The 15029-nt window shown below is 72.8% G+C and carries 10 protein-coding genes and 1 riboswitch; of the genes, 8 read left to right on the top strand and 2 right to left on the bottom strand.

Annotated elements, in window-relative coordinates; all coding sequences use genetic code 11:
- Positions 1-91 precede the first annotated feature (91 nt).
- Entirely contained in the window at positions 92-2512 is a 2421-nt protein-coding gene (locus Q3W71_RS19340; protein ID WP_302920750.1) for a choice-of-anchor D domain-containing protein, read from the top strand.
- A gap of 1984 nt (positions 2513-4496) precedes the next feature.
- On the opposite strand, the gene Q3W71_RS19345 is transcribed toward Q3W71_RS19340, so the two are convergent.
- Positions 4497-4820 (bottom strand): helix-turn-helix transcriptional regulator, encoded by a 324-nt coding sequence (locus Q3W71_RS19345; RefSeq protein WP_302920751.1) that lies wholly within the window; start codon positions 4818-4820, stop codon positions 4497-4499.
- A gap of 91 nt (positions 4821-4911) precedes the next feature.
- On the opposite strand from Q3W71_RS19345, the gene Q3W71_RS19350 reads away from it, so the two are divergent.
- From Q3W71_RS19350 to paaN, 4 genes are all read left to right on the top strand, one after another.
- Positions 4912-5892: a DMT family transporter gene (locus tag Q3W71_RS19350; protein WP_302920752.1), complete on the top strand. Its 981-nt coding sequence runs from the start codon at positions 4912-4914 to the stop codon at positions 5890-5892.
- A gap of 75 nt (positions 5893-5967) precedes the next feature.
- Positions 5968-6103, top strand: a riboswitch (SAM riboswitch).
- A gap of 11 nt (positions 6104-6114) precedes the next feature.
- Positions 6115-7401, top strand: coding sequence for a threonine synthase (gene thrC / locus Q3W71_RS19355; protein WP_302920753.1), 1287 nt, complete (start codon positions 6115-6117; stop codon positions 7399-7401).
- A gap of 403 nt (positions 7402-7804) precedes the next feature.
- Positions 7805-8824: a GNAT family N-acetyltransferase gene (locus tag Q3W71_RS19360; RefSeq protein WP_302920754.1), complete on the top strand. Its 1020-nt coding sequence runs from the start codon at positions 7805-7807 to the stop codon at positions 8822-8824.
- Positions 8825-8876: 52 nt separating this feature from the next.
- Positions 8877-10550 (top strand): phenylacetic acid degradation protein PaaN, encoded by a 1674-nt coding sequence (gene paaN / locus Q3W71_RS19365; RefSeq protein WP_302920756.1) that lies wholly within the window; start codon positions 8877-8879, stop codon positions 10548-10550.
- Between the two features lie 210 nt (positions 10551-10760).
- On the opposite strand, the gene Q3W71_RS19370 is transcribed toward paaN, so the two are convergent.
- The gene (locus tag Q3W71_RS19370) at positions 10761-11291 is read right to left on the bottom strand and encodes a GNAT family N-acetyltransferase (RefSeq protein ID WP_302920757.1); all 531 of its coding nucleotides are present in this window, start codon (positions 11289-11291) and stop codon (positions 10761-10763) included.
- 219 nt (positions 11292-11510) lie between these two features.
- Here Q3W71_RS19370 and Q3W71_RS19375 point away from each other — a divergent pair, with 219 nt between their 5' ends.
- The 3 genes from Q3W71_RS19375 (at position 11511) to groL (ending at position 15028) form a co-directional block, all read left to right on the top strand.
- On the top strand, positions 11511-11714 hold the full coding sequence (locus tag Q3W71_RS19375; protein ID WP_013288855.1) for a cold-shock protein: 204 nt from the start codon (positions 11511-11513) through the stop codon (positions 11712-11714).
- Positions 11715-11811: 97 nt separating this feature from the next.
- Complete coding sequence (locus Q3W71_RS19380; protein ID WP_302920759.1) at positions 11812-13131, top strand: hypothetical protein; 1320 nt, start codon at positions 11812-11814, stop codon at positions 13129-13131.
- 274 nt (positions 13132-13405) lie between these two features.
- Positions 13406-15028, top strand: a complete 1623-nt coding sequence (gene groL / locus Q3W71_RS19385) for a chaperonin GroEL (protein WP_302920760.1) — start codon at positions 13406-13408, stop codon at positions 15026-15028.
- The last annotated feature ends 1 nt before the right edge of the window (position 15029 follow it).

Here is a 15029-nt window from a genome sequence, read left to right on the forward strand (position 1 = left end):
CTTGCCCGCCGACGGATCGATGATCTACGGTCCGCTGGCATTTCGCTCTGCACAACGAGACGGGGTCTTCTTGCGTACCTTTCGGGGTGCCGTGATCGGCACCATCACCGCGATGGTCGCGGTGACGGCGGTGGCCACTCCCGCCGGCGCCGCCGCGGCGCCGGCCGCGCCGTACACCGCACTGACCGTCGACGGCAACCCGTTCTCCTGGTGGCACCAGGGGTCGCGGGTCTTCGACCAGGCCGGCGGCGCCGCCTTCACCGTCACGCCCGGCGCCGGCGACGCGCTGAACCTCCGCGCGGACCAGGCCGGCGACGCCTGGACGTTCCGGATGGCCCCGCCGAGCGGTGAGACCTGGACCGCCGGAACCACCTACGAGCTGACCGGCGTCGAGGGCGCCGAGGACTTCGCCTTCATCGACGTCGCGCACAACGGTGCCACCTGCACCGAGACGCCGGGCTACCTCTCCGTCAGCGAGGCCACCCGGGACGCCGGGACCGACCGGCTCACCTCGTTCGCCGCCTACTACGTGATCTCGTGCGGCTCCAGCCGCCACGACCTGTTCGGCGAGATCCGGTGGAACTCGACCGTCGGCTACGCCGCCGCCGGCACCGACACGATGTCGCACGACTTCGGGGACCGGCTCGTCGGCGGTCCGGCGGCGAGCCGGACCATCACCGTACGGTCGATGGGCTCCGACCCGGTGGAGTACGGCACGGCCCGGTTCGACACCCCGGGCGCCTACTCGATCACGGCCGACACCTGCTCCGGCACCACCCGGGCGGCCGGCGAGACGTGCACCGTCACGGTGAGCGTGCGGCCGACCAAGCTGGGCGGCGAGTGGAACCTGCTGGTGCTCCCCGACAACACCGTCGTCGGCGAGCGGATGGTGCAGCTCGGCGTCAACGGCGTCGACCCGCGTACGGTCAGCGTCGCCCCGGCGTCGCTGGCCTTCGGTGACCAGTACATCGCCGAGACGGGCGGCACCCAGTCGGTGACCGTGACCGGCACCGGTGACACGCCGGTCACCTTCGGCGCCGCCACCATCGGGGGCACCGACGCTTCGTCGTTCGCCGTCAAGGCCGACACCTGCAAGGGCGCCACCCTGGCGAAGAACCAGACCTGCCGGGTCGACGTGGTCGCCAAGGCCGCCGGCGGGGGCGCCCGCAGCGCCACCCTCCAGCTGCCGAACGACAGCCTCACCAATCCCCGTACCGTGCCGCTGACCCTCAACGGCGTGGTGGGCGCGACGGGCACCTACTACCCGCTGACGCCGGCCCGGATCATGGACACGCGCACCGGCAACGGCGCCCCGAAGGCCAAGCTGGGCCCGAACGGCACGGTGAACCTCCAGGTGACCGGGCGGGGCGGCGTGCCGTCGGCCGGGGTGGGCGCGGTCGTGCTCAACGTGACCGTCGCCGAGCCGACGGCGTCCAGCTACCTGACCGTGTACCCGGCCGGGCGGGCGAAGCCCACCGCCTCGTCGCTGAACTTCGGCACGGGCTGGGTCCGCTCGAACTCGGTGACGGTGGCCGTCGGCACCGGCGGCAAGGTCGCCATCACCAACCACGCCGGCTCCACCCAGGCGATCGTCGACGTGGTCGGCTACTACGCCAGCGACAACACGCCGATCATGAACGGCATCGGCGTCGGCGGGCAGTTGCAGCCGGTCGCGCCGCTGCGGCTCTTCGACAGCCGGAGCGACTGGGGGAGCAAGCTGCCGGCCGGGGACCAGGTCCGGCTCGCGGTGAACTACGGCCCCGAGGCCAACGCGCGGATGCGGGCCGTGGTCGTCAACATCACCGCGGTGTCGCCGTCGGCCAGCGGGTTCCTGACCGCCTGGAACGGTGAGTGGCCGGAACCGCCGACGTCCACGGTCAACTACGCGACCGGGTCGGTCACGCCGAATCTCGCGGTGGTGCCCGTACGGCGCTGCTACGACTGCCCGTGGGGCGCGGAGTTGCCGACGTTCGGCGTCTACACGCACAAGGACAGTCACGTGATCGTCGACATCGTCGGCTTCATCGACGACGGTGGTCTCGCCAACGGGCTGCGCTTCGACCCGAAGACGCCGACCCGGATCGTGGACAGCCGCATCGGCCAGGGCCTGCCGACCAACCCCGGCCCGGCCGTGATCGGCACGGTCACCACGCCGGGCTCGGTGGTGACCGACAGCACCCGGGCGCTGGCGCTGAACGTCACAGCGGTCAGCCCCACCGCCAGCACCTACCTGAAGCTGTGGCCGAACGGCGTCACCGGCATCGACCGGCCGGACGTCAGCAACCTCAACGCCGCGGCGGGGCAGACGGTGGCGAACGCCGCCGTCACCCTGATCGGTCCGACCGACGCGTTCAACGTCTACAACCACTCCGGCACCACCGGCGTGGTGGCGGACGTCGTCGGCACGTACTGGCTCTACCCCGGTACCGCCAGCGGCTCCGCCGTCTCCGGTGACACCTCGCGGTCGCCGTACCGCCTCGGGGAGCTGCCCACGCCGGACAAGGGTCCATAGAGTGACCCTTGACCGGCGGCAGCACCAGCACGAACCGGTGGCCTTCACGAGGCCACCATAAATACTCGAGACGTCGTGCTCGATCGATGACTCGGGCGTCGATGCTCCAGACGTCACGTGCTCCAGATGCGTGCTCGACGTCCGTGCTCGGGCGTCGTGCTCCGTCCAGCCCGGCGTTCGGCACCAGCAGCCCTGGCACTTGAGGAGTCCATGCTGGAGTGTCTCGTCCTGGCTACAGGGCACCGACCGGGTGGGCTCCGGCGTTTCCGGGGCCGGCAGGGTCACGGCGTGGCGCCGAGGTCGGTGGCCCTTCTTCCGGACGCTGACCCCGACCCGGCCGGTGTTGCCAGGTCTGATCGGGCCGTCCAACTCGACGGCCTGCGGCGGCTGGCCGGCCGAAAACCACCTCCAGCGCCTCGCCGTTGGTCGACCACTGGCGGAGTCGGTATGGGATTTATGAACGCGGGGCGGCACGGGCCCCGCTCGCCCGGTTGCGGGATCAGCGGCCGGGGCGGGTCGTCCAGCCGGGTGATGCCCTTCGCCCCCTCCACGACCCTGGACCGGATCGGCGCGCCGTCGCCGTCAGACAACCAAAGCGGGTGGCCGGCGATGCACCAGGTACGCCGCCGTACGCAGTTCACCAGCTCCGCCGAGCGCGCAGCCCTGGCGGCCTCGGTCCCCAGGGCCCGGTGGCCCCGGATCCCGGACCCCCGACTCGGGCGAGCGGTTCCCGGGCCCCGGCCGCCGTCCGGGCTCGCCCCGATCGCGCCGGACGGGGGAGACCGGCCTCCCACCATCCCGGCGTGGTCGCCGGGCGTGCAGGCCAGCGGCGTCGCCGCGAGCGGTACGGCAGCGAGCAGGATTCGGCGGCGGGGTGGTCGGGAGCATCGACCCATCCTTCCACCGCCTTCCAGCGGCCCCGGGTCCGCCTCCGTCTCCGTCTCCGCCTCCGCCCGAGGCTCGTTCCGCAACCGCGCGTGGGTGTCGCCAGTGATGACCGGCGCCGCGACCAGCGCCAGCGGCGATGCACCGCCTGCCGCCTACCGCCGCCTGCGCCTGCCGCCTGCCGCCTGCCGCACCCGCCTGCCGCCTGCCGCCTGCCGCCTGCGCCCGGCGACGGCGGCACTGGCGGCTGTCGAAACATGGGGTACCCGCCGGCCTCGCCAGCGCGGCGTCCTTGGCACGTGGCGGGGGGGGTGGGCTGCCTTGGGTGCAGTTGTGTGGTTGCCGTAACGACAACAACCGCACCCAAGGAAGACAAACGAGCACTCCGCGGACCGGATCAGCTCCGCCAGGTCCAGCGAGCGCTTTCGCCTTGGTCCCGTTGGTGGGGCAGCTCGACAGGGCCCGTGCAGATGTTCGTCGGCTTGGTCCCGTTGGTGGGGCGGCGCAGCAGGGCCAGGCAGGGTGTTCGTTGGGCTGGTCTCGTTGGTGAGGCAGCTCGAAGGGCCGGATGGGGGTGTTCGTTGGGCTGGTCTCGTTGGTGGGGCAGCTCGACAGGGACTGCGGAAGGTATGCCGCGGGCCGCGAGGCCGCCCAGGCCGAGCGCTGCAGGCGGGGGGTGAGGAGCCAGGGCCAGACAGCGAGGCCGGATGTGGCGGGGCCGGGTCCGGGGCCGCGCGGGGGTCAGTGCGACCGAGGCCAGTGATGCGGCAGGCGAAGTAAGGCCGGGGCCGGAAGCCCGGCGGTCCGGTGGCTGGGGTGGGGTGGATGCGATGAGGACCGCGTCCAGCGGGCCGGGGTGGAGGCGATCCAGCTCGTCGCGGCGCAGCCGGGCGAAGTGGCCGGTGCCGCGGGGGCGGGCCGGGGTCGGAGGCGGGGAGCGCGGGGCCGGCGGTCAGGGCGGGTGGGGGGCGGGGCGGTGCGGACCGCGTCCAGCAGGCCGGGGTGGAGGCGGTCCAGATGGTCGCGGCGCAGCCGGACCGAAACGGCTGGTGCCGGCGGGGGCGGGCCGGGATCGGAGGCGGGAAACGCGGGCCAGCGGTCAGTCGCGGGTGGGTGGGGTGGGGGTGGGGGCGGTGAGGACCGCGTCCAGCAGGCCGGGGTAGAGGCGGTCCAGCTCGTCGCGGCGCAGCCGGACGAAGCGAGTGGTGCCGGCGACCCGGGTGCGGGTCAGCCCGGCCTCGCGCAGCACCTTGAGGTGGTGGCTGCGGGTGGCCTTGGAGATGCCGAACTCGAAGGTGCCGCAGGCGTACTCGCCGCCGCCCTCGGCGAGCGCGCGGACGATCTGGAGCCGGACATCGTCGGCCAGCGCGGCCAGCACGGCGGTGACCGGCACGTCGCGCAACTCGGGTTCGTGCAGCTCCATGTGACCAGTGTAACCCTTGTTCGACTTTTGTCGAACAAGCTCCTAAGGTCGGTGACGTTGGTTCGACGATACTCGAACATAGGAGCTGAGGATGCGCTCTCGGGCCGCCGCCTTCCCCCTGGTCGCCGTGCTGAGCTGGGGGGTGATGTTCCCCGTCCTGGCCAGCGCGCTGGTCCGGGTCGACGCGCTCAACCTGACCACCGCCCGGTACCTGCTGGCCACCGCGATCCTGGTCGCGCTGCTGCTGTTCCGGGAGGGCGGCGGCGCACTGCGGCCGGCCGGGCGGGCCACCGAGATCGTGGTGCTCGGCGTCGTCGGGTTCGCCGGCTTCAACCTACTGATCAACCTGGCGCTCGGGCAGGCCGCCCCGCAGCAGATCGCGCTCTTCGCCGCCACCATCCCGCTGGTCACCCAGCTGGTCCGCTGGGCGCGTGACGGCGTACGCCCGCGCCCGGCGCTCTTCGCGCTCTCCCTGGTGGCGCTGGCCGGCATCGGTCTGGTGCTCACCCGCGGCCGGCTCGACGGCCTCGGCGAGTTCGGCGTGGGCGCGGTGCTGACGATCGGTGCGGTGCTCGGCTGGGCGGTCTACACGCACGGCGGGAGCCGGTTCGGCGGCTGGTCGCCGCTGCGCTACACCACGCTCACCGCGCTCGCCGGCACGCTCGCCATGCTGGCCGCCAGCGTGCTGGCGGACCTGGCCGGCTGGCAGCACGCGCCGGCCGCCGCCGACCTCGTCGCGGTCGCCCCGCAGTTGGCGTACGCCGTCATCGTGGCCGCGGTGGTCGCGGTGCTGGCCTGGAACACCGGCGTGCAGCGGCTCGGCGCGGCCAACGCGGCGCTGTTCATGAACCTGGTGCCGGTGACCACGTTCGCGGTGCAGATCGCCCGCGGCTACCGGCCCGGCGCGGTGGAGCTGGCTGGCGTGGCTATCACCATCGCCGCCCTGGTCGCCGCCAACCTGGCCACCCGGCCCCGCCGGGCCGCCCGCCCGCGCCCGGCCAACCACGCCGAGGCGGTGGCCGTCGCGGACCCGGTGGCGGTCGTCGACCCGGTCGCCGTGGTCGGCCGGTAGCCGGCCCGCTCACAGCGTGGGAACCCGGCAGAGGCGCGTCGGGGCGAGCGCTTAGACTCGGCGGCACAACTGCATACCTCATCCAGAGGGGCTGAGGGATACGGCCCGACGACGCCCCGGCAACCACCCCGCGCGCTCACCGCTGAGCGACCGGCGGGGCAGGTGCCAATTCCGTCCCCGCCGCAGAGTGCGATGCGGGGAAAGATGAGAGGACTCCTCGACATGACGTCGACGCTCGCCGCCTCCGGCATCGACACCTCCGCCAGCCCCGCCCGCGCCCTGGTCTGCCGCGCCTGCTCGGCCCGCTACCCGCTCGCCGCCCAGCACGCCTGTTACGAGTGCTTCGGCCCGCTGGAGGTCGACTACGACACCGCCGAGCTGGCCAAGGTCACCCGGGAGCAGATCGAGGCCGGCCCGGCCAACCTCTGGCGGTACGCCGCGCTGCTGCCCGCCGGCCAGGACCCGGCGGCCCGGGTGACCCTCGACCCGGGGCTCACCCCGCTGGTCGCCGCCCCGCACCTCGCCGCCGAGCTGGGCATCACCGCCCCGCTCTGGGTCAAGGACGACAGCGCCAACCCCACCCACTCGTTCAAGGACCGGGTGGTGTCGGTGGCGCTGACCGCCGCCCGGGCGCTCGGCTTCACCCGGTTCGCCTGCGCCTCCACCGGCAACCTGGCCAACTCGGTCGCCGCGCACGCGGCCCGGGTCGGCGCCCCGTCGGTGGTCTTCATCCCCAGCGACCTGGAGCAGGGCAAGGTGGTCACCACCGCCGTCTACGGCGGCGAGCTGGTCGCCATCGACGGCTCGTACGACGACGTGAACCGGCTCTGCGGCGAACTGGTGGAGACGGACGAGTTCGAGGACACCGCGTTCGTCAACGTGAACGTGCGCCCCTACTACGCCGAGGGTTCCAAGACGCTCGGCTACGAGGTGGCCGAGCAGCTCGGCTGGCGGATCCCCGCGCAGGTGGTGATCCCGATGGCCAGCGGCGAGCTGCTCACCAAGATCGACAAGGCATTCGCCGAGCTGGTCGAGATCGGCCTGGTCGAGGCGCCGGCCGGCGGCTGGAAGGTGTTCGGCGCCCAGTCGGCCGGCTGCAACCCGATCGCCACCGCGCTGCACGCCGGCACCGACACCATCACCCCGGTCAAGCCGACCGGCATCGCCAAGTCGCTCAACATCGGCGACCCGGCGGCCGGCCTCTACGCGCTGGAGGCGGTGCGCCGTACCGGGGGCTGGATGGAGTACGTCGACGACGACGAGATCCGGGCCGGCATCCGGCTGCTCGCCCGTACCACCGGGGTGTTCGCCGAGACCGCCGGCGGGGTGACCGTCGCCGTGCTGCGCAAGCTGGTCGAGTCGGGCCGGCTCGACCCGGCCGCGGAGACCGTGGTCTTCAACACCGGCGAAGGGCTGAAGACCCTCGACGCGGTCGCCGGCCAGGTCGGCCCGACCCACCGGATCAAGCCCTCGCTGCGCGCCGCCCGCGACGCCGGCCTGCTCGGCTGAACCGCCCGCTAAGCGGGCTGACCGGGCGAGCGCTCGACGCGACGTCCCGGAGGTCGCGGTGTCCAGCCGGCTCGGACACCGCGACCTCCGGAAAACGGAGTCGGTCACCGACCGGGCGCCCCGGCCGCCCGCCGGAGGCGCGGATCACCCGGACGGGGGATGCGGCCGATCCGCCGGGTAACGGGCTTTTTGCTCTGGGTGCGGAAAACCCGCCGTCGGGGACTTGACGGTAGGAACCGGACGGCGCAAGATGCTCCGTGCGGGAGGGCGTTTCGCCGGAAGACTTGCGAGTCCTTACGACCCAACGCCGGCGGCGTTGTGCGAGCGCCCCTCCCGACCAACCTCCGATCGGGCCGGCGAAATTCGCTGGCCCGGTCGTCGTTCCCGGGCGCACCCTCGCTGCATGAGCATCACGATCGCGCCGATCGAGGCAACCGACCAGGCCGCGATCGACGCGGCGTACCAGGTCGGCGCCGCGGCCAACGACGCCGACCTGCCCGACTTCCCGCCGTTCTGCCGGCGACGGTTCGAGGCCAGCGTCCGGCACCCGATGCCGGGCACCGCCGCGCTCTGGGCGCTGGCCCGGCTGGACGGCGTACCGGCCGGCTATCTCGCGCTCGACCTGCCGCAACTGGACAACACCGACAACGCCACCGCCGACCTGATCGTGCACCCGGCGTACCGTCGGCGCGGCGTCGGCCGGGCGTTGCACGAGCACGGCGTACGGCTGCTGCGCGAGCAGGGCCGCAAGCGGGTGGTCGGGATGGCGGTCTCCGCGCTGCCCGGCGGCCCGCCCCGGCCGGCGGCCGGGGCCGCGTTCGCGGCCGCCCTCGGCGCGCACCCGGCGCTCGCCGAGATCCGGCGCCGGCTCGACACCACCCGGCTCGACCCGGCGGGGTTGGACGCGCTGCTCGCCGAGGCCCGGGGCCACGCCCAGGGCTACCGGACCGTCCAGTGGCGCGGCGCGACGCCGGAGGAACACCTGGCCGACATCGCCTACCTGGACGGCCGGCTGATGACCGACTCACCCATCGGCGACCTGCACTGGGAGGCGGAGCGGGTGGACGCCGAACGGGTCCGGGGCACCGAGCGGGCGCTGGACGCGCGCGGCCGGCGGCGCTACCACACGGCGGTACGCCACGAGGAGTCCGGCCGGCTGGTCGCCTGGACGCTGCTCGACGTGGGCGCGTCCGCCGACTGGCACGCGTTCCAGCAGATCACCATCGTCGACCCGGAGCACCGCGGCCGGCGACTCGGCCTGCTCGGCAAGATCGAGAACCTGCGTCACCTGCTGACCCACGAGCCGGCGGTACGCGCGATCGACACCTTCAACGCGGCCGAGAACGCGCACATGGTGCGGATCAACGAGCAACTGGGCTTCCGCCCGGTGGACGGCTGGACCGACTGGCAGCTGACCATCTGAGTTGTGACACGGGCCTACTGATTTTGGTGCCACCTGTTGCATGATGGCGGGCATGACGGAGACCCCGCACCCCCTGTACGACAGGCACGCCGACACCCTCGACCGGGCGCTGACCGCGATCACGGAGCGCGGGTACTGGTCCGCCTATCCCGAGTCCCCCAGCCCCCGGGTCTACGGCGAGACCGCCGCCGCCGACGGCAAGGCCGCCTTCGAGGCGTACCTGGGCGGCGACTTCCCCCTCGACCAGCCGGGCGCCGGCGACCGGGTGGCCACCGAGACCAGCCCGTTCGGCGTGGCGCTGGACGTCCGCTACCCGCACGCCGGCGCCGACGAGCTGGTCGCCGCGGCGAGCGCCGCGCTGCCCGCCTGGCGCGATGCCGGCCCGCAGGCCCGGGTGGGGGTCTGCCTGGAGATCCTCGACCGGCTGCACAAGCACATCTTCGAGCTGGCCAACGCTGTGCAGTTCACCAGCGGGCAGGCGTTCGTGATGGCCTTCCAGGCCGGCGGCGCGCACGCCCTGGACCGGGCGCTGGAGGCGCTGGCCTACGCGTACGCGGAGATGACCCGGCACCCGGGGACGGCCGGCTGGGAGAAGGCGGCCGGCAAGGGCGACCCGCTGCGGATGACCAAGACGTTCCACGTGGTGCCCCGCGGGGTGGGCCTGGTCATCGGCTGCAACACGTTCCCGACCTGGAACTCGTACCCGGGGCTGTTCGCCTCGCTGGTCACCGGCAACCCGGTGATCGTCAAGCCGCACCCCCGTGCGGTCCTGCCGCTCGCGATCACCGTCCGGTACGCCCGCGAGGTGCTCGCCGAGGCGGGCTTCGACCCCGACCTGGTGCTGCTGGCCGCCGAGGCCCCGGGTGAGAAGCTCGCCTCGACGCTGGCCCTGCACCCGGCCGTGAAGATCGTCGACTTCACCGGCTCCACGGAGTACGGCGACTGGCTGGAGGCCAACGCCCGGCAGGCGGCGGTCTACACCGAGAAGGCCGGCCTGAACACCGTGGTGATCGACTCCACCGACGACTTCGCCGGGATGTGCCGCAACCTCGGCTTCACCCTGACCCTCTACAGCGGCCAGATGTGCACCACCTCGCAGAACATCCTGATCCCCGCCGGCGGCATCGAGACCGACCAGGGGCACAAGAGCTTCGACGAGGTGGCCGGCGGGATCGCCGCCGCGGTCGGCAAGCTCACCGGCGACCCGGCCCGGGGCGTCGAGCTGACCGGGGCGATCGTCAACGACGGTGTGCTGGAGCGGTTGGACGAGGTGACCAAGGTCGGCGAGCCGGTGCTGGAGTCGCGTACCGTCGAGCACCCGGCCTTCCCGGGCGCGGTGGTCCGCACCCCGACGGTGGTCAAGGTCGGCGCGGACGACACCGCGACCTACGGCCGGGAGTGGTTCGGGCCGATCTCGTTCGTCATCCCCACCGACTCGACGACGCACAGCCTGGAGATCATGCGGAAGACCGTCGGGGAGAAGGGCGCGCTCACCGCAGGCGTCTACTCCACCGACGAGGCGGTGCTGGACGCCGCCGAGGCGGCGGCGATCGAGGTCGGGGTGCACCTGTCCTGCAACCTCACCGGCGGGGTGTTCGTCAACCAGTCGGCGGCCTTCTCCGACTTCCACGGCAGCGGCGCCAACCCGGCGGCCAACGCGGCGCTGACGGACGGGGCGTACGTGGCGAACCGGTTCCGGATCGTGCAGTCGCGTCGGCACGTCTGAGTTCGGGTTTTCGGGGGCAGCCGTGGTTGCGGTTGGGGTTTCCGGGGCAGCCCGCCCCGCTCTGGGCGGTCAGGCTTGATCCCGACGCGGGCGGGCTGCCCCGGAAACCCTTCCGGGGCGGCCTGCGTCGGGGGGCCCTGGGGGTGTTGATCTTCGGGGTGCTGCCTCGGGTGGGGTTTACGGTCACCGGGGGCTAGCGGGGTCTGGGGGTCAGGCGGGGCGGCGCATCTGGAGTTCGGTCAGGGCGGGGATGGTGGGGTGGGGCACCCGGACGCCGGTGTCGACGAAGCCGAGGCGCTGGTAGGCCCGGTAGGCGCGGTCGTTGCCGACCACCACCTCCAGCATCAGCTCGGGCCGGCCGCACTCCCGGGACCACTGCGCCACCGCCGCCACCAGTTCGCTGAGCAGTCCACTGCCGCGCCAGGTCGGGGTCACGTAGACCGCGTAGATGACGGTGAGGCCGGGCTCGGTCGGGATCGTGGTGCCCCCGGCGTGCCCGACGAACCGACCACCGGGGTCGGCGACGAACTGCGCGGTGTCGGTGCCGGTCGAGGTGTACGCGACCCGCGCGGCGAACTCGGCGTGCGGGCGGGCCGCCGCGTCGGCCAGGGTCTCCAGGAACGCCAGCGGCGCGTCGGCCAGCATCTCCAGGCGCAGCGCCCGCATCCGGGCGGCGTCCCGCGGCCGGACCCGTCGGACCTCCGCCACCCGCCGGCCCGGCCCGCCCGGATCGCTGGTCATGCCCGCATGCCTACCACAACGACGGACGACGATCCCGCCGAGTCCGCGATCATTCGGAATATGCCCGATTTGTGGTCGTGCACCGTAGTCACGCCTCGTGTAGCGTGCGATTTCGGTCACCGTTTCAGCGGCCGTCGCCGATCGCCGAACGGTGGCCCCGGGATGCCGGCGTGCCGGCCTCCGGGTTGTGGTACGCCGCGCAGAGTGAGGAAGTGCACCGTGGCACAGGGCACCGTGAAGTGGTTCAACGCCGAAAAGGGCTACGGCTTCATCGCCGTCGACGGCGGGCAGGACGTCTTCGTCCACTTCTCCGCCATCGAGATGGACGGCTACAAGGCGCTGGACGACGGCCAGCGGGTGGAGTTCGAGATCGCCCAGGGCCAGAAGGGGCCGCAGGCCGAGCGGGTGCGCGTCATCGCCTGATCCGGCGCCCCCACGTTCCGACGCGCCGGGGGGCTGCGGTGCGGCCACCGCACCAGGAAAGATCGTGAGCCGTTCCAGCTCTCGCTGAGGAGGGTTCATGTCCGACCAGCCGCCCCCGGACGCGTCGTCCCCCAACCCCGGCACCCCCGGAGCGGGCGACCCCGCTCCGGGCGCCAACCAGCCGGCGGAGCCGTCCGCTGCCGGCCGGCCCGGGGAGCCGACCGCGCCGCCGCCTCCGGCGGCCCAGCCGTGGGACGCCACCGCGCCGCAACCGCCCGGCGCCACCGGCCCGGCCGCTCCGCCACCGTCCGGCGCCCAGCCGGCCCAGCCGTGGGACCCGGCCGCGCCGCCACCCGCCGGGGCGCAGCAGCCTCCGTCGTGGGATCCGGCCGCGCCGCAACCGTGGCCGGGCGGCGGTACCCCGTACGGTCCGCAGGGCTGGCCGCCGGCCGCCGGCGGGCCGGGCTGGCCGACGCCGCCCACCGGCGGCTTCCCGACCGGCGGGTACGGCGTGCCCGGGTATCCGCAGCCGGCGCCCGGGTACCCGGGCTGGTACCCGCCGGGCTACGGCTTCGACCCGACCGACCCGCTGGTCACCCCGCCCGGGGCGGGGGTGTCCGGCTGGTTCGACCGGTGCGTCGGCGCGATCCGCCGCGGCTGGCGGCTGCTGCTGCCGATCCTGCTGCTCACCCAGGTGCTGCCGGCCGCGGTGCTGTCGGTGATCAGCCTGGCGGTCGACCCGACGGCCGAGTGGGACGCCACGGTCGGCCAGGACCCGGACGCCCTGCCGGACACCTTCCTCACCGACCTGGCCACCATGCTCGGCGTGCTGATCGGCGGCAGCCTGCTCTTCGGCCTGGTGCAGAGCGTGGGGTGGGCCGCCGGCAGCTGGGTGGTCGCCCGGCAGGCGGCCGGCGAGCCGGTGGGGCTGGGCGCCGCGCTGCGGTACGGGTTGCGCCGGGCGCTCGGACTCTGGGGCTGGACCCTGCTGATCGGTCTGATCGTCGCGCTCGGCACCTGCCTCTGCGTGATCCCCGGCATCTACTTCGCGTTCGCGTTGAGCATGGCCGGCCCGGTCTGGCTCTTCGAGCGGCAGGCCCCGATCGGCCGGGCCTGGCGGATGTTCCACGACCGGCTGGGCCTGCTGCTCGGCCGGGTGGCGATGGTGGTGGCGGCGGTGATCGTCGGGTCGATGGTGGCCGGGGTGGTCGAGGCGGTCGGCACGCTGCCGTTCGGCATGACTCCGCTCGACTCCGCGGGCTCGGCGGTCGGCGTGATCATGGTCATCCTGGTGGCCGCGGTGCTGGCGCTGCCGGCACACGTCGTGCAGCTCGTCGGCCTGGTGGTGACCTACGCCGAGCAGCGCGCCCACGAGGGCCCGGTGAACGCCGCCCGGCTGGCCGGCGAACTCGGCTGACCGGGGCGGTCGTGCTTGCACTCGCCCAGTGAGAGTGCTAAACAAGTCATTGGCACTCGCAACCTGTGAGTGCCAATGGTCGGGGCGGTGGGGCCGCGGCCACGCCGGTGGGACAACCGCCGGCGAGGCACGTGGCCGGTCGTCGCGGGCTATCCGGCCCGGCCGAGGAGGCGTCGCCGTCGTCCGGTGGCGACGTCCCAAGGTGCGTACACCAGGCGGCCCATCCGGGACACACACTCGGGTGGCCCGTGAGTGTCCAGGAGGACAACGCCGTATGGCCAAGATGATCGCGTTCGACGAAGAGGCGCGCCGCGGCCTCGAGCGGGGCATGAACCAGCTCGCCGACGCCGTGAAGGTGACCCTCGGCCCCAAGGGCCGCAACGTCGTGCTCGAGAAGAAGTGGGGTGCCCCCACCATCACCAACGATGGTGTGAGCATCGCCAAGGAGATCGAGCTCGAGGACCCGTACGAGAAGATCGGCGCCGAGCTGGTCAAGGAGGTCGCGAAGAAGACCGACGACGTGGCCGGTGACGGCACGACGACGGCGACCGTCCTGGCCCAGGCCCTGGTTCGTGAGGGCCTGCGCAACGTGGCCGCCGGCGCCAACCCGATGGCCCTGAAGCGGGGCATCGAGGCCGCCGTGGCCAGCGTCTCGGAGGAGCTGCTCAAGCTCGCCAAGGACGTGGAGACCAAGGAGCAGATCGCCTCCACCGCCTCCATCTCGGCTGGTGACACCAGCGTCGGCGAGATCATCGCCGAGGCGATGGACAAGGTCGGCAAGGAAGGCGTCATCACCGTCGAGGAGAGCAACACCTTCGGCCTGGAGCTGGAGCTCACCGAGGGTATGCGCTTCGACAAGGGCTACATCTCCGCGTACTTCATGACCGACCCGGAGCGTATGGAGGCCGTCTTCGACGACCCGTACATCCTGATCGTCAACAGCAAGATCTCGTCGGTGAAGGACCTGCTCCCGATCCTCGAGAAGGTCATGCAGTCGGGCAAGCCGCTGCTGATCATCGCCGAGGACCTGGAGGGCGAGGCCCTGGCCACCCTGGTGGTCAACAAGGTCCGTGGCACCTTCAAGTCGGTCGCCGTCAAGGCGCCGGGCTTCGGTGACCGCCGCAAGGCCATGCTCACCGACATCGCCATCCTCACCGGTGGCCAGGTCATCAGCGAGGAGGTCGGCCTCAAGCTGGACGCCGTCGGCCTCGACATGCTGGGCCGGGCCCGCAAGGTCGTGGTGACCAAGGACGAGACCACGATCGTCGACGGTGCCGGTGACGCCGAGCAGATCCAGGGCCGGGTGAACCAGATCCGGGCCGAGATCGACAAGAGCGACTCCGACTACGACCGGGAGAAGCTGCAGGAGCGGCTGGCCAAGCTGGCCGGTGGCGTCGCGGTGATCAAGGTCGGCGCGGCCACCGAGGTCGAGCTGAAGGAGCGCAAGCACCGCATCGAGGACGCCGTGCGCAACGCGAAGGCCGCCGTCGAGGAGGGCATCGTCCCGGGTGGTGGTGTCGCGCTGGTGCAGGCCGGCAAGACCGCCTTCGACAAGCTGGACCTGACCGGCGACGAGGCGACCGGCGCGCAGATCGTCAAGATCGCGCTGGACGCTCCGCTGCGGCAGATCGCCGTCAACGCCGGCCTCGAGGGTGGCGTGGTCGTCGAGCACGTCCGCAACCTGGAGGCCGGCCACGGCCTCAACGCCGCCAACGGCGAGTACGTCGACCTGCTGGCCGCGGGCATCATCGACCCGGCCAAGGTGACCCGCTCGGCGCTGCAGAACGCGTCGTCGATCGCGGCGCTGTTCCTCACCACCGAGGCCGTCGTGGCGGACAAGCCGGAGAAGACCCCGGCCGCCCCGGCTGGTCCGGGTGGCGGGGACATGGACTTCTGAG

This window comes from Micromonospora sp. C28SCA-DRY-2 (assembly GCF_030519475.1).
Classification (GTDB): Bacteria; Actinomycetota; Actinomycetes; order Mycobacteriales; family Micromonosporaceae; genus Micromonospora.

Coding starts and splice junctions, on each gene's coding strand:
- Q3W71_RS19345 (WP_302920751.1), bottom strand. CDS start 4,820: ATGGAGCTGCACGAACCCGAGTTGCGCGACGTGCCGGTCACCGCCGTG.
- thrC (WP_302920753.1), top strand. CDS start 6,115: ATGACGTCGACGCTCGCCGCCTCCGGCATCGACACCTCCGCCAGCCCC.
- groL (WP_302920760.1), top strand. CDS start 13,406: ATGGCCAAGATGATCGCGTTCGACGAAGAGGCGCGCCGCGGCCTCGAG.
- paaN (WP_302920756.1), top strand. CDS start 8,877: ATGACGGAGACCCCGCACCCCCTGTACGACAGGCACGCCGACACCCTC.
- Q3W71_RS19350 (WP_302920752.1), top strand. CDS start 4,912: ATGCGCTCTCGGGCCGCCGCCTTCCCCCTGGTCGCCGTGCTGAGCTGG.
- Q3W71_RS19360 (WP_302920754.1), top strand. CDS start 7,805: ATGAGCATCACGATCGCGCCGATCGAGGCAACCGACCAGGCCGCGATC.
- Q3W71_RS19370 (WP_302920757.1), bottom strand. CDS start 11,291: ATGACCAGCGATCCGGGCGGGCCGGGCCGGCGGGTGGCGGAGGTCCGA.
- Q3W71_RS19380 (WP_302920759.1), top strand. CDS start 11,812: ATGTCCGACCAGCCGCCCCCGGACGCGTCGTCCCCCAACCCCGGCACC.